The organism is Bacillus fungorum (assembly GCF_002746455.1).
Taxonomy (GTDB): domain Bacteria; phylum Bacillota; class Bacilli; order Bacillales; family Bacillaceae_G; genus Bacillus_A; species Bacillus_A fungorum.
Map to the genome: position 1 here is coordinate 1 of NZ_NWUW01000038.1, position 20,215 is coordinate 20,215.

At 36.0% G+C, this 20,215-nt stretch carries 16 protein-coding genes; 13 read left to right on the top strand and 3 right to left on the bottom strand.

The window, feature by feature from the left end:
• The 5 genes from CO726_RS27600 to CO726_RS27620 form a co-directional block, all read left to right on the top strand.
• Positions 1–1,361: MSCRAMM family protein (locus CO726_RS27600; RefSeq protein WP_136699882.1), on the top strand; the 1,361-nt coding region annotated here is incomplete at its 5' end.
• 801 nt (positions 1,362–2,162) lie between these two features.
• Positions 2,163–3,128, top strand: coding sequence for a hypothetical protein (locus CO726_RS27605; protein WP_099686385.1), 966 nt, complete (start codon positions 2,163–2,165; stop codon positions 3,126–3,128).
• Positions 3,129–3,378: 250 nt separating this feature from the next.
• Positions 3,379–3,675 carry a protoporphyrinogen oxidase gene (locus CO726_RS27610; protein WP_099686386.1) on the top strand — a complete coding sequence of 99 codons (297 nt, stop codon included), beginning with the start codon at positions 3,379–3,381 and terminating at the stop codon, positions 3,673–3,675.
• Positions 3,676–3,749: 74 nt separating this feature from the next.
• Positions 3,750–4,226 (top strand): PH domain-containing protein, encoded by a 477-nt coding sequence (locus CO726_RS27615; protein WP_001182709.1) that lies wholly within the window; start codon positions 3,750–3,752, stop codon positions 4,224–4,226.
• The gene (locus CO726_RS27620; RefSeq protein WP_099686387.1) at positions 4,219–5,637 is read left to right on the top strand and encodes a PH domain-containing protein; all 1,419 of its coding nucleotides are present in this window, start codon (positions 4,219–4,221) and stop codon (positions 5,635–5,637) included. Before CO726_RS27615 ends, CO726_RS27620 begins: the two co-directional genes overlap by 8 nt.
• 116 nt (positions 5,638–5,753) lie before the next feature.
• On the opposite strand, the gene hmoB is transcribed toward CO726_RS27620, so the two are convergent.
• On the bottom strand, positions 5,754–6,257 hold the full coding sequence (gene hmoB, locus CO726_RS27625) for a heme-degrading monooxygenase HmoB (protein ID WP_099686388.1): 504 nt from the start codon (positions 6,255–6,257) through the stop codon (positions 5,754–5,756).
• A 127-nt stretch (positions 6,258–6,384) separates the two neighbouring features.
• Here hmoB and CO726_RS27630 point away from each other — a divergent pair, with 127 nt between their 5' ends.
• The 4 genes from CO726_RS27630 (at position 6,385) to hemY (ending at position 12,129) form a co-directional block, all read left to right on the top strand.
• Positions 6,385–8,502: a transglycosylase domain-containing protein gene (locus CO726_RS27630; protein WP_099686389.1), complete on the top strand. Its 2,118-nt coding sequence runs from the start codon at positions 6,385–6,387 to the stop codon at positions 8,500–8,502.
• Positions 8,503–8,691: 189 nt separating this feature from the next.
• Positions 8,692–9,738 (top strand): uroporphyrinogen decarboxylase, encoded by a 1,047-nt coding sequence (gene hemE / locus CO726_RS27635; protein WP_099686390.1) that lies wholly within the window; start codon positions 8,692–8,694, stop codon positions 9,736–9,738.
• A gap of 14 nt (positions 9,739–9,752) precedes the next feature.
• On the top strand, positions 9,753–10,688 hold the full coding sequence (hemH, locus tag CO726_RS27640) for a ferrochelatase (protein ID WP_099686391.1): 936 nt from the start codon (positions 9,753–9,755) through the stop codon (positions 10,686–10,688).
• Positions 10,689–10,707: 19 nt separating this feature from the next.
• On the top strand, positions 10,708–12,129 hold the full coding sequence (gene hemY, locus CO726_RS27645) for a protoporphyrinogen oxidase (RefSeq protein ID WP_099686392.1): 1,422 nt from the start codon (positions 10,708–10,710) through the stop codon (positions 12,127–12,129).
• A 52-nt stretch (positions 12,130–12,181) separates the two neighbouring features.
• Here the strand turns inward: hemY and CO726_RS27650 are convergent, their stop codons facing one another.
• Positions 12,182–13,534 carry a DUF4026 domain-containing protein gene (locus CO726_RS27650; protein WP_099686393.1) on the bottom strand — a complete coding sequence of 451 codons (1,353 nt, stop codon included), beginning with the start codon at positions 13,532–13,534 and terminating at the stop codon, positions 12,182–12,184.
• A 240-nt stretch (positions 13,535–13,774) separates the two neighbouring features.
• Between CO726_RS27650 and CO726_RS27655 the strand changes: the two genes are divergently transcribed.
• Positions 13,775–16,141 carry a DUF6359 domain-containing protein gene (locus CO726_RS27655; protein WP_099686394.1) on the top strand — a complete coding sequence of 789 codons (2,367 nt, stop codon included), beginning with the start codon at positions 13,775–13,777 and terminating at the stop codon, positions 16,139–16,141.
• A 104-nt stretch (positions 16,142–16,245) separates the two neighbouring features.
• The gene (locus tag CO726_RS27660; protein WP_136699883.1) at positions 16,246–16,545 is read left to right on the top strand and encodes a hypothetical protein; all 300 of its coding nucleotides are present in this window, start codon (positions 16,246–16,248) and stop codon (positions 16,543–16,545) included.
• A gap of 113 nt (positions 16,546–16,658) precedes the next feature.
• Here CO726_RS27660 and CO726_RS27665 read toward each other — a convergent pair whose 3' ends face one another.
• Positions 16,659–17,513 carry a hypothetical protein gene (locus CO726_RS27665; protein WP_099686395.1) on the bottom strand — a complete coding sequence of 285 codons (855 nt, stop codon included), beginning with the start codon at positions 17,511–17,513 and terminating at the stop codon, positions 16,659–16,661.
• 382 nt (positions 17,514–17,895) lie between these two features.
• Here CO726_RS27665 and CO726_RS27675 point away from each other — a divergent pair, with 382 nt between their 5' ends.
• Both CO726_RS27675 and CO726_RS27680 read left to right on the top strand, forming a co-directional pair.
• On the top strand, positions 17,896–18,297 hold the full coding sequence (locus tag CO726_RS27675; protein ID WP_099686396.1) for a BlaI/MecI/CopY family transcriptional regulator: 402 nt from the start codon (positions 17,896–17,898) through the stop codon (positions 18,295–18,297).
• 2 nt (positions 18,298–18,299) lie between these two features.
• Positions 18,300–20,198 carry a M56 family metallopeptidase gene (locus tag CO726_RS27680; RefSeq protein ID WP_136699884.1) on the top strand — a complete coding sequence of 633 codons (1,899 nt, stop codon included), beginning with the start codon at positions 18,300–18,302 and terminating at the stop codon, positions 20,196–20,198.
• Positions 20,199–20,215: the final 17 nt, after the last annotated feature.

Below are 20,215 nucleotides of genomic sequence, written 5' to 3' on the forward strand. Positions count from 1 at the left end.
AAGTAGTAACGAAAGTAACAACAGATAAAGAAGGAAAAGCGAACGTTTCAGATCTATCAGTAGGAAAGTACAAATTAGTAGAGACGAAAAGCTTACCAGGTTACAAGAAACTAACAGAGCCAGTATCATTTGAAATTACAAAAGGTATGACGAAAGTCCTATCATTGAAAGTAGAGAATGAACTAGAAGATAAAGGTTCAGTAGAAATTACAAAAGTAGATAAAGATAGTAAAGCACCATTAAAAGATGTTGTATTTGAAGTACGTGATTCAAAAGGAAAAGTAGTAACGAAAGTAACAACAGATAAAGAAGGAAAAGCGAACGTTTCAGATCTATCAGTAGGAAAGTACAAATTAGTAGAGACGAAAAGCTTACCAGGTTACAAGAAACTAACAGAGCCAGTATCATTTGAAATTACAAAAGGTATGACGAAAGTCCTATCATTGAAAGTAGAGAATGAACTAGAAGATAAAGGTTCAGTAGAAATTACAAAAGTAGATAAAGATAGTAAAGCACCATTAAAAGATGTTGTATTTGAAGTACATGATTCAAAAGGAAAAGTAGTAACGAAAGTAACAACAGATAAAGAAGGGAAAGCGAACGTTTCAGATCTATCAGTAGGAAAGTACAAATTAGTAGAGACGAAAAGCTTACCAGGTTATAAGAAACTAACAGAGCCAGTATCATTCGAAATTACAAAAGGTATGACGGAAGTCCTATCATTGAAAGTAGAGAATGAACTAGAAGATAAAGGTTCAGTAGAAATTACAAAAATGGCTGCTGAAAGTAAGAATGTATTATCAGGGGCAGTGTTTGAAGTACGTGATTCAAAAGGAAAAGTAGTAACGAAAGTAACAACAGATAAAGAAGGAAAAGCGAAAGTCTCAGACTTATCTGTAGGTCACTACACACTTGTAGAAGTAGAAGCACCAAAAGGTTATGAAAAATTAACTAATCCAATTCCATTTGAAATTACAAAAGGAATGATAAGTCCAGTTCAATTAGAAGTATTAAATAAATTGACTTCTTTAGCACCACCAGGTCCAGAAAACCCAGAAACAACGGATTCAGAGAAACCGGAAGCAACGAATCCAGAGAAACCAGGAACAACGGATCCAGAAAAACCGGAAACAACGGATTCAGAGAAAACGGAAACAACGAATCCAGAGAAACCAGGAACAACGGATCCAGAAAAATCGGAAACAACGGATTCAGAGAAACCAGGAACAGCGAATCCAGAGAAGCCTGAAAAAGAATTACCGAAGACAGGACAAAAAATGCCTGTGGAACCATATATGGGAGCGCTCCTTATCATGATGAGTTTTGGATTGCTTGTATTAGGTAGAAAACAACAGAGATAATAAAAATGAAAAGGTATCCTCAAAGTATTGGAGGATACCTTTTTTATTTTATTTGGCATAAAAAAGACATTTAGCAAAAGATCTCGATGCAAATAAAAACAAAAAGGAAGACAAAGTTCGCCCTATTTTCTTAATGTGGGTATATCAAAAAAGTTAGCTATATATATTTAATGTGAAAGTTGTGAAAATAAAAGGTTAAAGTTCTTCGTAATATTTGGGTAAAAAAAGAGTTATTTATGTAATTAATTTGAGTACTTTAGGAAAGAGGTCTATTTCCTAAAGTATTCAAAGGATGATAGTCCAATAGCGGGTGGGAGATGAAACTCGTTTTGCACTGTATTAACGCTTTAAAATGTAGATAGGGGAAAATAATGTAAAAAAACTATTGTATCTTTAAAAACCTTGTGTTACATTTGTGTTACAAAATAGTTACAAAGAATTACTTTTATTACATTTTGTTTTCTGTTGTTTTTCGGTATGTTACGAATTGAAGTTCGTATCCAATCAACCGAGAATATGTAAAGTTAAAAAAAGAGCAAACTGAAAATATTTTTTTATGTGTATAAGAGTGTGTGTAGTAAAGAGCCTGGTGAGAACTTTACGCACATTATTAAAATTCCTTTCTGTCTTAAAAGAAGAAAACCAACTACCAACTATTTAGGAGTTTTAAGTAATGATAGTAAATGAAATGTACTTCCTTTCCCACACACAATGTAGTACATATTTACTTTCAGTCTAATTACTACACAGACTTTTATACATATGATGTTATTGTTTTAGGACCACATAGGGGGAGAAAAAATGAGGAAGTTATTAACGGTAATTGGAATTACATTTTTAATGTTAGCTGGATGTAGTAATGGAGATTTTGAAAAAGAAATGGATGCAGGGAAGACCGCGTTAACGAATAAAGAATATAAAAATGCCTTATCATCATTTGAACGAGCGCTAGATGAGAAAAAAGATGATTCAGATGCAATGGTGCTTGTAGAACAAACGAAAATAATGATTGAAGCAGTGAAGTTGAAAGAAGAAACAAAGATAGAAGAATCAATTAAGTCATTTGAAAAAGTAGAGAACATGAAGAATGGAAATACTACGCTTATAAAACAAGCAAAGGAAGAACGAACAGCATTACTAGCCATTTTAGAACAAAAAAAGAAGTATAGCGAGCAACTAGCGAAAAGTGAAGAGTTAATAAGTAAGAAAAATTATGCAGAAGCAAAAGAGATATTAAATAAGTTAGTTTCAGAAACAAAAGATAACAAGAACCTTGCAGAATATAATAAAAAAGCAATAGGATTAGTTACTAAAATTAGTGAAGAAGAAAAAACTGCAAGGAGTGAAGCAGCGAAGGCACAAAAAACAAATGCAGTAATGAATCAAAAGGTGGCAACAGAAAAGAACCAAAAAGAAGAGACAGAAAAGAATCAAAAGGTAACGATTGAAAAGAACCAAAAAACAGAGACAGAAAAGAATCAAAAGGTAGTAACAGAAAAGAACCAAAAAACAGAGACAGAGAAAAATCAAAAGGTAGAGACAGGAAAGAATCAAGATGCATTTACTTTTGAGAAAGCTAAAGAATATATCAAAAATGAATATAAAGAAGACTATGATTACACGCTAGAGAATACGCAAGTAGAGAATGGAAAGAAATATTATCAAATAAGAGTGCGTACGACATATAAAATAGAAGGTGCAGCTGGATCAGGGTTTACTGGTGTATTCAAAGTATTCGAAGATGGTACAGTTGTTGAAGTGCACTAAATTGATGAAAAAGGTATTCTCAAAATATATGAGGGTACCTTTTTTTAACATAAAAAAAGGCATCTAGCAAAAGTACTAGATGCAAATAAAAACACAAGGGAAGACAAAATTCTTCCCTTTTCCCGTAAGTAATTATATCAAAAAATTTATAAAAAACTAGCTTTATTTTTAATATAATTAATGTGTGAAGCTATGAAAGTATGAGATTACACTATTTTTTTAGTGTTTTATTGGAAAAGGAGCTGTATATATAATTAATTTTAAACCAGAAAATTTGAATCAACTATTAAAAATGATGTTAATTAGTGCAAATAAGTCTTATGATGCGATTAAAGATTATGAATTTACGGGAGAAGCAGTAGTATTCCGTGTAGACTTCGAATATATTGACGTTTCCCTTATGATTGTAGATATGCTAGGAAGGTCCGCGGCGAGATTTAACATTTTGCCATTTGCTAAACCAGATACGAATGAGATAGATTACATTCAGTTTCAAGTGTATTCGATTAATGAAGGGAATTTTAAAGAAGTGCTCGATACGGTGTAGGGAACTATAAATTTACAAAAATGTATATAACAACTAATATATAAGTAATAAATTCATATAATTGGAGTGATGAGATGCAGCCGTTAGAAAGGGAGATTCATTCTAATATGCTGAAAGTGTGGCGAATTCACGCTTTAATTGGGGCGGCAGTTATACTAGCAGTCGTAATTGCGTATTTCTTTTTTATGATCAATTTTAACTGGTGGGGTTGGTTGTTTGGCTTGTTAGTAACAGGCGCTATTACATTTATTCCGCTTGATTATTTTGTATTTCCAAATTTACGTCAACGTTATTATAGTTACAGATTAAATGAAGAAGAGATTGAGATTCAAAAGGGAATGTTCATTGTAAAACGTGTACTTATTCCGATGATTCGCGTGCAGCACGTAACGATTGAACAGGGCCCAATTATGAGAAAGTATAATTTAGCAGAATTACATATTTCAACAGCAGCAACTTCTCATAGTATTCCAGGTTTAACGAAAGAAGAAGCAGAGCAGCTGAAAAGACAAATTGGAGAACTTGCGAAAGTGAGTGATGAGGATGTATAAGAGGCAACATCCGATCACGATTTTATTAGGTATTCGAGTTGCGACTTTGTTGCCTTTTATTTTTCTTGTTTTATTTCGATCAGATGGTGAAGTGAAACCTTGGTATTTATTGCATCTTGTTCTTTTGGCTATATTATTTATTATGGCTATTTTCTCAGCTATAAAATGGTATTTCAAAGTGTACTGGGTTGAAAATAATATTTTACATATAAAGCACGGTGTGTTCGTTAAGAAAGAAAGTTATTTAAATAAAGAACGTGTGCAAAATATTAGTACGTCTTCTAACATCATTTATCAAATACTTGGACTTACGAAATTAAACATAGAAGTAGCCGGCGGCGGTACTGAGCCAGAAGTGATGTTAGCTGGCATTAGAGAAGAGGAAGCGAAGGAACTGATAGCCTTATTACATAAAGAAAGAAGCATTGTGGCTGAAGAGGCGCCTGAGGAAGAAGGTAGTAAGACGGTTTATCAGTTAACAACGAAAGAAATTTTAGTAGCATCTATTACATCGGGGCGATTTGGATTAGTGTTTTCTATGTTAGTCATCCTTTACACAGAGTTTAATCAATTTTTACCAGAATGGCTCATCAATAAAGTAGAAGCGTATGTGATGGATAACGGTGTATATGAATTAATCGTTATGGCCGCGATTTTAATGGCAGTCTCGTGGGTCATTTCTACAGCTGGCTATGCGCTAAAATATGCGAACTTTAAAATTGAGCGAAACGGAAATGAAGTTCGCATCGTGCAAGGGTTGTTTGATAAGAAAGAGTTTGTATTAAAATTACACCGCATTCAAGCGATTACGGTGAAAGAGGGAATTCTCCGCCAGCCTTTCGGTTATTGCTCTGTCGAAGTAGAAGTCATTCAAAGTATAGAAGCGGCTGGAAATGAAGTGATGTTGCATCCTTTTATGAAGAAAAAAGATGTGCAGCAGTTACTAGCGTATTTGCAGTTGCCGTATGAAATAGAAGAGAAAATCATCCATTTACCAAAAGTAGCATTGCGCCGTTACGTAATAATGGGCTGGATTACAAGTGCCGTACTCGCTGTGCCGATCATCGGTGCGAGTATATATTTTAAACAAAATATCGCGTTATTCACTCTGATACCACTATTTATCGTATTTACGTTACTTGCATACGCTAAGTATACAAGTAGTGGTTATAGGATACGAGAAAATCAATTAGTAATGGTGTACCGAGGCATTGCGAAATATACAGGGATCATGCGAAGAAGGCATGTTCAAGCAGTAGGATACAGTCAGTCGTATTTTCAAAAGAAAGACGAGTTATGTACAGCTGTCGTATCGGTAGCGGGGCATCGATATAAAGTGAAGCACATGCGAAAAGAAGATGCACTTCGTATATATAATTGGTACAAAGAAAAAGGAAACACCAGTGTGTAATGGTGTTTCCTTTTTGTGTGTCGTTATTTGTCGATAAGTCGATATATTCGAAAAATCGCCGATATAATTTCATGTACCGCGGTCTCCGTACCGTGAACTCTGAACTACGAAAAAACTTAAACTAACACATCAAAAGTAGTCACGAAAGACGGACGAGAGAAAATACTCTTTTGCTGTTCTGCATGTGGATGCGCCTGAGCTGGAGCTTGTCCTTCTGCTTGGGCAGGACGTTTTTTATGAGCATTTTCGAATGAACGTGATTCTGTCCAATCTTTAAAGTTTTGCTCCGTTTCCCACATCGTTAAGATGACATATGTATCGTTACTTAATGGGCGTAGAACGCGGATTGCTTGGAATCCTGGTTCGTTTTCGATAAGGCCTGCCCGGTTTTTAAAGCGGTTTTCAAATACAGGGCGACCTTCGTCTGTTACAGAAATGTTGTTACAAACGATGTAACCAGGTTGTCCTTTAAATTCTCCAACAGCGTCTAGTACGTCATAATGAAGTGAACCTTCTACAGATTCTTCTGTATTTTCTTTATAAAACATATCTTTTTCATTATTTTTTGCAGTGAAATGTGCTTGTTCTAGAGGTGTTTCGTATGAAATAATAGCCTTCATTTTAATGCCCCCTTAATTGTTTGTTTCTATTATATCAACTCTCTTAAAAAACTTCGAAGATTATATACATAAAGATACTTCTTTTTCAAATAATAAATGTACCATCATTTGGAAAGAAGGCCGATGTATGAAGAAAGTAAAGTGGACTTTATTAGGTGGGTTAGCAACGGTAGTAGTAGCGATTGTACTGTATAAACTTATCGTGTTAGCTGGTGGCTATATGATGGATGAAAAGCAGCTCGTTTTCCACTCTTCATCACGTATTGTTGACCAGGAAGGAAAAGAAATTACGAAATTATACGTAGAAAATAGAGATCTCGTACCGATCGAGCAAATTCCGAAATATGTGCAGCAGTCATTTATTGCGGTGGAAGATTCTCGTTTTTATGAGCATCAAGGGATTGATTATCCATCAATACTTCGTGCTCTTTATAAAGATACGCTAGCTGGGGAAAAAATAGAGGGCGGTAGTACCATTACACAACAACTGGCTAAAAACGTCTTTTTAACTCGTGAAAAAATATTTACGCGTAAATTGAAGGAAGTCGCAATTTCCCTTCAACTCGAGCAAAAATATACGAAGCAGCAAATTCTTGAAATGTATATGAATCATATTTATTTTGGCCATGGGGCTTACGGTATTCAAGCAGCAGCAAAGTTGTATTTTAATAAAAATGTAGAGGATTTAACAGTAGAAGAAGGGGCAATGCTTGCAGGTCTTCCGAAGTCGCCAAATGGATATTCACCGTATTTCTCTCCAGAGAAGAGTAAAGAACGCCGTGATCTCGTATTGTCACTTATGCATAAACAAGGCTATTTGACTGCCGAAGAAAGCGTACGTTATCAAGGAAAGACAATTGCTCTATATAAAAACTTAGACGAGAATGAACTCGCATATATGCCGTATATTGATATGGTCATAGATGAAGCTTCTCGTTTATACGGGTTGTCTCATCAAGAAGTACTTCGCGGAGGATATACATTTGTCGTGCCGATGGATGAAAAGGTTCAAAAGGTAGCATATAACCAGTTTCAAGATGCGCGGAATTTCCCTGGTAAAGAAAATGGGGCGCAAGGTGCTTTTTTATTAATGGATAATCGTACGGGCGGAATTAAAGCTGCGATTGGAGGAAGAAAGTATGTCCCGAGAGGGTTTAATCGTGTTTTCGCAAAAAGACAGCCAGGTTCTGTACTAAAACCACTTATCGTCTATGCACCAGCACTTGAAACGAAAAAGTATAATCCGTATTCTTTATTAACAAATGAAAGACATTCTTTTGAAGGCTATGAACCTCGGAACTATAACCGTGAATATTCGAAAGAAATAACGATGTACGATGCGATTTTAGAGTCAGCAAACGTACCAGCAGTGTCTTTATTAAATGAGTTAGGGGTAGAAGAAGGAAAGCAATATTTAGAGAAAGGAAATGTTCATATTGCAGACGCTGGGTTAAGTACAGCGCTTGGCGGGCTGAAAAGTGGTGTTTCACCATTTGATCTTGTGAAAATGTATCGTGCGTTTTTAGCGAATGGTGATATTATTGAGCCGCACGTTATTGATAAAGTGTTAAATAGACACGGCGCAGTCATTGGAGAATCGCCAAAAGTAGAAACGAAAATTTTCTCGAAACAAACGGCATGGTACATGACGAAAATGTTAGAAGGAGTTGTGAAGGAAGGAACAGCGAAAGCGGGTGTATATAACGGGGCGTTAGCTGGGAAAACAGGTACAACTTCCTTACCCAATGATGATAATGGATCTAGAGATATGTGGTTCGTTGGCTATACGCCAAATTTAGTAGGAGCTGTTTGGATTGGTTATGACCGCACAGATAAAGAACATCAATTGCAAGGAGAAAGTGCGTCAGCAACGAAATTGTTTAAGAAAATTTTAACGAAGGCAAATGTAGAACAGAAAGAGCAGTTTATGAAACCAGAAGGTGTGGAAACAATCGGTGCTCCGATTCGGCTGCGCAAAATTGAAGATGTGAAAGTGAAATTAGCATTTAGCCCTTTCGGTTTATTTAAAGCGAAATTAAGCTGGACACCACTTCCAGATGAAAGAATTATGTATCGTATTTATAGAGTGGAAAACGGAATTCATACGCATGTAGGCACTGTAAATGGTGCCGGGGAATATGAGGAAAAGTTTGTTAACATCTTTTCAAAACCGAGTTTTTACGTTGTACCATATAACACACAAACGAACCGTGAAGGAGAAAAGTCAAAAGTAGCTAAACCATAGTTTTTCTCTGTGTTATAATAAGAATGTTATGAAAATAGTAAGCGTTTTTACGAATGTTTGTGTCAATTTAATGAACAACGTACATAATATTATGCATTTTGTTTTTACAAGCTGTATAGTAAAAAAAGATAAATATCGGAATAGAACGTATTTAGAGCAAAAGCATTGGCAAGGAAGGGAGCAAGGGTCTTGGTAAGAACTATAAATGAGACATTTTTAAAAGCATGTAGGGGGGAACATACAGAGTATGTACCAGCATGGTATATGCGTCAAGCAGGTCGTTCGCAGCCGGAATATAGAAAGATAAAAGAAAAGTATTCTTTATTTGAAATTACACACAATCCAGAGTTATGTGCTTACGTTACAAAGCTACCAGTTGATCAATATAATGTAGACGCAGCAATTCTGTATAAAGATATTATGTCACCACTACCTGCAATCGGTGTGGATGTAGAAATTAAATCAGGCATTGGCCCAGTTATTGATAATCCAATCCGTTCTTTACAAGACGTAGAAAAACTAGGAGAAATCAATCCAGAAGATGACGTACCGTACATATTAGATACGATTCGTTTATTAACGACTGAAATGCTAGACGTACCGTTAATCGGTTTTTCAGGAGCTCCATTTACATTAGCGAGCTATATGATTGAAGGCGGTCCATCTCGTAATTATCATAATACGAAAGCGTTCATGTATGCAGAGCCGAAAGCTTGGTTCGCTTTAATGGATAAGCTAGCAGATATGGTTATTACATATTTAAAAGCGCAAATTAATGCCGGAGCAAAAGCAGTTCAAATTTTCGATTCTTGGGTTGGAACAGTAAATGTAGCAGATTACCGCGTATTTATTAAACCAGCAATGGAGCGTATTTTTGCAGAAGTTCGTACGATGGGCGTTCCGATGATTATGCACGGCGTAGGAGCTGCACACTTAGTGAATGAATGGCACGACTTACCTCTTGATGTAGTAGGCTTAGATTGGCGCTTACCGATCGAAGAGGCACGCGCACGCGGCGTTCATAAGGCGGTACAAGGTAATATGGACCCGTCATTCTTACTTGCGCCATGGTCTGTTATTGAAGAGCACGTAAAAGCTATTTTAGATCAAGGGATGAAGCAGCCAGGTTATATCTTTAACTTAGGACACGGTGTATTCCCAGAAGTAAATCCAGATACATTAAAACGTTTAACTACATTTATTCATGAATACTCTAAAGGGCAGTTAGCGAAGTAAAGGAGCATTGCTGTATGAAAAAGAAAATTGGTTTGCTTGTAATGGCATACGGAACGCCATATAAAGAAGAAGATATTGAACGTTACTATACACATATTCGTAGAGGAAGAAAGCCAAGTCCTGAAATGCTAGAAGATTTAACAGAGCGTTACCGTGCAATTGGTGGTATTTCGCCTTTAGCTACTATTACATTAGAGCAAGCTAAGAAGTTAGAGAAGCGTTTAAATGAAGTGCAAGATGAAGTAGAGTACCATATGTATCTTGGCTTAAAACATATTGAACCGTTCATTGAAGATGCAGTGAAAGATATGCATAACGACGGTATACAAGATGCAATCGCACTTGTTCTTGCGCCGCACTATTCTACGTTTAGCGTAAAATCATACGTTGGACGAGCGCAAGAAGAAGCTGAGAAACTTGGAAACTTAACAATTCACGGAATTGACAGCTGGTATAAAGAACCGAAATTTATCCAGTACTGGGTTGATGCAGTGAAAGGTATATATAACGGTATGTCAGAAGCAGAACGTGAAGAAGCAGTATTAATCGTATCTGCTCATAGCTTACCAGAGAAAATTATTGCAATGGGCGATCCATATCCAGATCAATTAAATGAAACAGCGGACTATATTGCAAGAGGTGCAGAAGTAGCAAACTATGCAGTAGGCTGGCAAAGTGCAGGAAACACACCAGATCCTTGGATTGGTCCAGATGTACAAGATTTAACGAGAGAACTAAATGAAAAGTACGGTTATACTTCATTTGTCTACGCACCAGTTGGATTTGTTGCGGAGCATTTAGAAGTTTTATATGACAACGACTTTGAGTGTAAAGTGGTAACAGATGAAATTGGCGCGAAATATTATCGTCCAGAAATGCCAAATGTATCGGACGCATTCATTGATTGCTTAACAGATGTTGTATTAAAGAAAAAAGAATCTGTATTGTAAGAAGAAAGGGGGAGCATGCTTGAGGAAAAAAGTTGTAATCATCGGCGGTGGCATCACAGGATTAACAACAATGTATAACTTACAAAAAGATATTCGTGACAAGAACTTGCCGATTGATACATTACTGATAGAAGCATCGGGTAAACTTGGCGGGAAAATTCAAACCGTTCGAAAAGATGGATTTACAATTGAACGCGGACCGGATTCTTTCTTAGCACGAAAAGAAAGTGCAGCTAGATTAGCGAAAGAATTAGGTCTTGGCAATGAACTTGTAAATAATAAGGCCGGTCAATCATTTATCCTCGTAAACAATCGGTTACATAAAATGCCGAGCGGATCAATGATGGGAATTCCAACGCAAATTACGCCGTTTCTATTTTCCGGGCTGTTCTCCCCAATTGGTAAACTAAGAGCTGGTTTTGATCTGTTAATGCCGAGGTCAAAGCCAGTATCTGACCAATCACTCGGGCATTTTTTCAGACATCGCCTTGGCAACGAAGTGGTTGAAAACTTAATAGAACCGTTACTATCGGGTATTTATGCAGGGGATATTGATGAAATGAGCTTAATGTCAACATTCCCGCAAATGTATCAAATTGAGCAGAAACATCGCAGTATTTCACTCGGTATGCGTACGCTCGCTCCGAAAGAAGAGAAAGCTGAACCGAAAAAAGGAATCTTCCAAACAGTGAAAACAGGTTTAGAATCTATCGTAGAATCTCTCGAATCAAAGATGCATGAAGGTACGATAATAAAGGGAACTCGCATTGAAAAAGTTGCAAAACAGGGTGATGGCTATACGATTACTCTTAGTAACGGGAAAGAAATAGAAGTGGACGCGGTCGTAGTGGCAAGCTCACATAAAGTATTGCCGTCTATGTTTGCGCAGTATAAGCAATTTCGTTTCTTCCGCCACATTCCATCCACATCAGTTGCGAATGTGGCAATGGCTTTCCCGAAATCAGCCATTCAGCGCGATATTGATGGTACAGGATTTGTCGTATCTCGAAATAGTGACTACACAATTACAGCATGTACGTGGACACATAAAAAATGGCCACATACAACGCCAGAAGGAAAAACGCTTCTTCGATGTTACGTTGGACGACCTGGTGATGAAGCAGTTGTCGAACAAACAGAAGAGGAACTCGTTCAGCTCGTACTAGAAGACTTACGAAAGACGATGGATATTACAGAGGATCCAGAGTTTACAGTCGTAAGCCGCTGGAAAGAAGCAATGCCCCAATATACAGTAGGCCATAACGAGCGAATGAAGAAACTCACAACATTTATGGAGAAAGAGTTGCCAGGTATATACTTGGCAGGTAGTTCTTACGCTGGTTCTGGTCTTCCGGACTGTATTGATCAAGGTGAGAAAGCTGCAAAGCGTGTACTATCTCATTTGGAGAAAGTAATGGAGACGGAATTAATCGCACAATAAAGTGAAACGCCTTCAACTATATTGAAGGCGTTTCTTTTATTATATAAAACACTTATTCACCAATAAACATATATAAGTTATTTGGCTTTATAACGGCATCTCCTGCATAAATAACCCATTCTGTTAAGTTATCAAAATCTAAATGATAACTATTTCCTTCACTCATATCTTCTATAAAATATGGTTCATTAATGAGTATTCCTTGAATGAAATCTTCCGTAATATCTTGCATTTCAAACCACATATGTTCACTTTTTCCTTCTTCATAGGAAACACCAAACTTAGCGAGAAAACGAAACTCTTCATTTGATTGTTCAATTTGAAAAATGTTGCTGAAATACCCGAAAGTATTTTTTGCATTGTAAGCCATACGAGCCGTTTCGCTATTTGTTTTATAGAACATGAGCCCTGTAGCTTCCTCGTGTTCTTTGAAAAAGCTTTCGATATATTCTTCTGAAGTATCAAATCTGAACAAGAGAACAGATGGCGATTGATGGTATTCATCTCGGTCATCCATCCCGCCTAAGAATGTGTTTTGTGCATCAATTGGCTGTAGCTTTACTTCTCCATCCTCAATTGAGGATAGTCGATCCATACTCGTTTTATGTCCGATATAAGATAAGCCTTTTTCCCACGGAACAGCTACTGTATGTATAGAACCTTGCTGACTATGTGCGATAACGATAGGCTCATTCATTGGGACTTGGCCATTCTCAACCGCATTATTAGCAAATGTTTGAAAGAGGTCACCAATGCCGTAATAGGAAGAAATGCGATTTGGAATCATTAATTCTATTTCTGTTACGCCCGCTCTTAAAAGGCCGTGTGTATGAAACCAATATTGCGTAGGCTCACCTTCTTTATCGTTCTCATAAACAGAATGAATAACGTATAAGTCAGGAATGTCAGGAAATAATTCATTTTCAACGTGATATTCAATATAGCTTCTAGATATCACCTTCATTGCTGCACTTGAATCGATTACGAATAACAAATCTGGGGCGAGGTTCCATAAAAATTGTATTTGCTGGAAAAAGCAGTCCAGTACATCGCCTACAAATAGCGTACGAGTGAAAATTTCAGTGCCGAAAGCCGCATCTTCAAAATTACGATCTACGATTGTAGAATCTTGTCTATTGTACATTTTATATTCTTCTGGGTCGTTCGCCTCATCAATATGCAGTTCATACGGTATGGTTGTTTCACCCATATGTAACTCGACAATAAGGCTTGTCTCATCACTATAAACAATTTTTAACTCATCAACTTTAGTAGCGATGGTTTCTAGCCGTTGTTTTAACTGCTCAATTGTAATTCTAGTTGGTGTAACAGCAATCATATCTGAAAAATGACGTTCTAATGTTCCATTCATAGCTGCGCGGTATGTTTCTGTTTGTACTTCCATCCAATCACTCCCATTCAAATGAATACATTTTACAGGTCAAGTAAATTTCGATATTTCTGTTTTTTCTCTTCCATATTATAAAACGCATTCGTAGAAGGTGTAAAATTATTATTTTGTATTATAGTTTGAAAACGAGTAAATTAGATTAATTTTTTGTAAAACTTGTCGAAATTCCGTTCTATATAAAGAATCATTTGTTATGATAGACATGCTGAGAAAATATGAAATAAGGAGAGGAAAATGGCTGTGAAGAAATTATTAAGTGTCTTTTTATCATTTATGCTATTGCTTTCATTTACTGGAACTTTAGCGCAGGCAGAAGAAACGACTTCTATGTCAGTAGAAAGAGCAATTCAAGTATTTAAGCAGCAAGGGAAAACGAAGGGGATAGTGGAAGGATATATCGTTGGATATACGCAAAGTCCTTCTAAATACACGAAAGATCCGGCTAAGTTTGATGATACAAACGTAGCAGTTGCCGATTCACCAAATGAAACGAATCCAGACAAAATCATGCCTGTTCAGTTGCCAAAAGGCGATGTGAGATCGGCAGTGAATGTGAAAGATCATCCTGAAAATATCGGGAAGAAAGTTAGTTTAACAGGGACGCTTGAATTATATTTTAGTAGCCCAGGTTTAAAATCGGTAACAGCTCATAAGTTTCAAGGAGAAGGACAAAACCGTGTTAGCGATGTAGTAGCTTCGCCTGGTGGCGGAGAAATTGCGAAGGGCACGGCGGTAACATTAACAACGAATACTGAAGGAGCAACAATCTACTATACGTTAGATGGCTCTAACCCTACAAATAAAAGTGTTCGTTATAACAAACAAATCGTATTGAATGAAAATAGTGTAATTAAAGCAATCGCAGAGAAAGAAGGGCTTACTTCTTCAGCGATTTCAACATTTTCATTTATTATCGTAAACAATGAACTGGTTCGTATTCATGATATTCAAGGGAAATCACATATTTCTCCTTACAACGGGAAGAAAGTATACAATGTGGAAGGCGTTGTCACAGCGCTAGATAAAAATGGTTTTTATATAGAAGACAATCAGCCAGATAATGATCCAGCTACTTCAGAAGGTATGTACGTATACAAAAAAGATGCAAATGTAGCAGTAGGAGATCTTATTCAAGTTGATGGAGTAGTAGAAGAATATGTTGGACCTGGATATGCAGAAAGGTTTGAAACAGACTTAACGACGACGGAAATTAAGGCGAGCCGCATTGCTGTAATCGCAAAAGATCAGTCTTTACCAGCACCGATTGTACTTGGAGAAAACGGTGTGAAAATCCCTGATCAAATTATCGATAATGATGCATTCGGTTTATTTGATCCAAATGAAGATGCAATCGACTTTTATGAAAGTATAGAAGGTATGCGCGTTACGATGCCAACGCCAAAAATTATTGCCCCTCAGAAAAACGGTAATTTATATGTAACAGTAGAAAATGGCGGAAATAAAGTAGTAACGAAATATGGCACACCTGTATTAGATGAAAATCAATTAAACCCAGAGCGTCTATCTGTAAAAGTCCCTCGTGATTATGTAGCAAAAGTAGGAGATACTTTCACTGGAGATATAACAGGAGTAGTCGGATATGATTACGGTTCGTTCCGCATTGCGCCAATAACGGAATTACCATCTGTAGTAGACGGCGGATTTAAGCAAGTAGGGGCAAATATTCAGCCGCGTCTTGATAAGTTAACAGTTGCTACATATAACATTGAAAACTTCTCGGCGAATAAAAAAGAAACAACAGATGAAAAAGTAAAAGCGTTAGCGTATTCTATTAAATACAATTTAAAAATGCCAGATATTATCGGTGTAGAGGAAATGCAAGATAATAACGGTACGATTAATGATGGTACAACAGATGCTTCATTAAGCGCAAAACGTATTATTGATGCGGTGCTAGAAATTCGCGGGCCAAAGTATGAGTATGTAGAAATTGCTCCGCATAATAATCTAGACGGTGGAGCGCCAGGAGCGAATATTCGCGTCGGTTTCTTCTATAACCCATCACGCGTGAAATTGGCAGCAGTACCGAAGTTACTTGATAAAAATGTCGTTCGTATTGGAGACGAAAACCCATTGTTTGAAAGTACACGTAAACCACTTGCGGCAGAATTTACATTCCAAGGACAAAACGTTGTCGTCGTTGCCAATCACTTAAACTCAAAACTAGGAGATGCAACGCCATTTGGAAAAGTACAACCGCTCGTATTAAAAAGTGAAGAAAAACGAGTTCAATTAGCACAAGAAGTAAACAATTTCGTACAAGGTATTCAGAAAAAAAACACGAATGCACCAGTTGTTGTGTTAGGGGATATGAACGATTTTGAGTTCGCTAAACCACTAAAAGCACTAGAAGGAACAATCTTGAAAAATATGTTAAACACAGTGCCGAAAGAAAACCGCTACACGTACATTCATGAAGGAAATGCACAAGTGTTAGATCATATTTTAGTAACAAACAACATCGCACCGCACACAATTGTAGATTCTGTACACTTAAACTCAAACATTATGAAAGAACATGGACGTGTAAGTGACCACGACCCAGTTCTTGCTCAAATTGATTTGAAGAAAGCTTCTTAAATAGTTGTAAAAGAACGCTTAGAGATATACTGAGCGTTCTTTTTCTGTAAAAATCATGTTAAAATTAATTGAAAATTCGGTTTTTTATAATGAGGAGGTTAAAGATGCAAGCATGTTTAAATGGAAAGTTAATGAATCAGCTTGCAATTTTTTTTAGTACGCTCGTCATGCTACAATTTGTAGCTGATATAACAGGGCTTACAAGTAACTTAGATATTATGTATAACTTAATAAATACAGCATCTTCCTATGTAACGTTTAGTTTGGCAGTTATTTTTACTTTAATAGGTGCAAGAAGAGAACTAAGTAAATATGCAATTATTTCATTATGTTTAGTTGTAGGTATTAAAGCGATTTATTTTGCAGCGGTTGTTATTTTATGGGGGTTGGTTGGTACGCCGTAAAAAGGAGATGATCATATGAGTATTGAAAATATAAGATTGATAAATGTAAATGAGAATAAGAGCGTAATTCTCTAAGCTAACTCAGGGAATTACGCTCTTATTCGTTCAATGATTTAGTCTGAAATTACTTGAAATGATTTTCTACACCGATCTCTTCTTTGCAACCTTCTTCTATATTTTTTTCTATCTCGCTTTACTCCTTGTATATACATAAGTAAGCTAACGAGAAGGAAGAAAGCACATTGCATCGTTAAAATGTATGGTGACATGCCTTGCAATGGTTGCTTTGGATCATATAAATGAATAGGTGCTCCGCCTATTGTAGGGAATATTGTATTTAGCAGGACGTACGGAATGGAGTTAACTGCAAATGGAAATAGAATCGCCATATAGTCCTTTTGTGACCATGCAGATGCAGCAAGTCCTAAGAGGGCCATTAAACCTGCAAATAAAAAATTAATTCCAATATATACCGTAATGTAAGTGAGAGGCGCATCGAAGTATAGGTTTGCGAACATTCCATCCTCATTTATGATGCCAGAACCAATCGTAGGTGTTCCGTTTGGAATTGTTAATTTGCAAAATAATAACGATAAGATGAATGGAAATGTATAAAGAAATCCTCCGCAAAAAAACGTAACGATATATTTCGTTACTGAATAAGGAAATAAAGAGATTCCTTTACTCACGAACGGTTTAAAACCATCTGACTTATCGGAATTGTAACTTGTACTAAAGGGGAAACTCGCAATAACTGGCATTAATAATAAATAAACATCCATTTCATTATCACGAAATCCAATCCATTTTATATCTGTTGATATAGGTCCGCTCGCAGCGTCTCCTAAATAACGAATGACATAATAATAATGATAAATACAAATAAGAACGAATCCACTAAACATAATAATTAAAGAAACACGATTACAAAAAGCTTGCTTTATATTTAAACGAAGTGCACGCATCATGACTGAAAAAGCCTCCACTATTTTGATAAAGTGAAACTTTAATCAGTGGGGTGGTCTTCATCCCCCACTGATTATTAGTCTTCACCAATCGGACTTTTATGGGCAGTTGATTCCCCACCTAACTTCTTTGCTCTCGCTGAATTTTGAGGTGGGGGTCTTACTGCCCATTAAAGTCGGATAAACTTGTCTATTTTCTATATTACTATTAAATGTAAAGATTTTCTTGTTTTTTTATTTGATTATTTGAAAAAAGGGAAATTTGTTGTTGGTAAGTAAGGTTTAGTTGAAATTAGTTTTTTCTAAAATATGGTTGACAATTAAGTGTTACATTCGTAATCTTAGTTATAGATTACAAATGTAATACAAGGGAGTGAAATATATTATGACAAATCAATTACCTAAAATATCTGAAGCAGAATTAGAAATTATGAAAGTACTTTGGTCGAAATCTCCACAAACAGCGAATGAAATTATAGAAGAACTAGAAGATGAAATGGACTGGAAACCGAAAACAATCCGGACATTAATTAATCGGTTAGTACAAAAGGAAGCCGTTTCTTACCATCAAGATAAAGGCCGCATGTACGCTTATTATCCGTTAGTATCACAAGATAATTATTTGCAAGTGGAAACGAAATCTTTACTAAAGCGTTTTTGCGGTGCGGCGTTTAAGCCATTACTTGTTAATTTCTTAAAAGAGGAGAAATTATCTTCAGAAGATATTAATGAACTAAAACGCATTTTAGATGAGAAGACAGAGGAGAATAAGAGGAAGGATCGATAAAAATGATAGACATGCTTATAAATGTATACCTTCCTCATTTTTTTGATTGGCTTATAGAAACGTCACTTATGGCTAGCATATTAGTTGGTTTTATTTTATGTATAAAAATACTATTTAGAAATAAATTAACGCCCCGATGGCAATATATGCTGTGGATTGTATTAATGATTAGACTCCTTTTACCATGGTCACCAGATAGCTCTTATAGCATTTATTCATTACTTTCCTATAGTTCCAGTGTGTCGGAAGTTATTCAAAAAAATACATCTTTACCTGAGAATACAGTGAATAACGAGATGAAACAGACAGTAGAATTAGAATTAAATTCTGAAACGGTGACAAAAAATAGGGAACTTGAAGTAAAAGCAGGTGCGGAACAACAGACTACATTTTCTTTATACAAAATCGCTCTATATGTTTGGTTAGCTGGGGTAATCATATTAGCAGTCATCACATTTATTACAAATAGACGTTTATATTCGTACATAAAGAAACAACCGGATATTACGGATGAACAGGTCGTTACAGTGTTTAATCGCTGTAAGCAGTCTATGAAAATGAAGAAGGCCGTTTCATTACGTCTAGCGGGAAAGATTGCGAGCCCAACTGTTTTCAGTTTCTTCAGCCCAAAAGTATTACTATCAAAAAAACATATGAAAGTATTAAATGAGCAACAATTACAATATGTCTTTTACCATGAGTTAGCTCATATTAAGAGAAACGATGTAGCTGTAAATTGGATTATGTACAGTTTAATCCTATTAAATTGGTTCAATCCGATTCTTTGGTACGCCTATTTTTGTATGCGAGAAGATCAAGAGTTAGCCTGTGATGCATATGCACTTACGTTTATAGATAAAGAGGAGCAAATTGCATATGGTCATACAATTATTACCCTTTTAGAACATTATTCTTATCAAGTACCAAGCCTAGCAAGTTTAAGTAGAAATAAACGAACACTAAAAAGGAGAATCGTTATGATTAAAAAGTTCCAAAAGAAATCGTATCGCCTTTCTTTACTCGGAGTTATTGTCATAGTTGCTATAGCATCTCTTTCTTTATTTAACGCACGTGCAACGGAAGGAAAAGAAAAACAAGAGGATAAAGTAGAGCAGTCAAAGGATACTTTCCAAACTGCTGTAGATATGCTGTATGGTACAGAAGAAAATGCGAAAAAAGAATATCATTATTCAGCAAGAGTGTATGAACAACATACAGATTATTTATATTTAGCTGAAAAAGCTTTAACAAAAGATGAGTTCCAGCAGTACATAAAATTATCTAAAGAAATTATTAATATACAGAAAAAAGGTGCTCCGAGAGATTCTGACTACGAGTCAGTATTTTTTAGAGAAGAGCGTTTATCAAAAGCCGATCGTGACAAGTTATATGCACTTTATGATCAATCAAAACCATTTGATGACAAAGTGCATGAATCTTTAAATTATACGGTAAAGGAAGCGCAGGAACATGTTGATTTTCCAATTAAGAAGCCGACGTACACAATTGAAGGATACAATCTGAAGGATGAAAATGTAGGTTATTTTATTAAGAGAAGACCTGAATTAATTATTGAATTAGAATATACAAACGGAAAAGGAAATTATGCAATTTCTCAATCACAAGTTTTTGGGGAAAGTAAAGACACATTTAGCCACCAATTTATCTTGCCTGAAAATATAGAACAGTACGAATTAGAAGGAAATCAAATATTCTACGCTACTGATCACTCGGATAGTAATTTACAAGGTATGAAGATGATCGTTCCAGCAAAAGGGAAAAATAGTGCATACCAAGTTGTTATTATTAATCATAGTTTAGAGCGTCAAGGAGAAGCAGTATTTGATAAAAATGTAAATAAAGAAGAGTTAGAGAAGGTTATGCTTTCTATGTTGAAATAATAAAAAGGTGTTCTTGA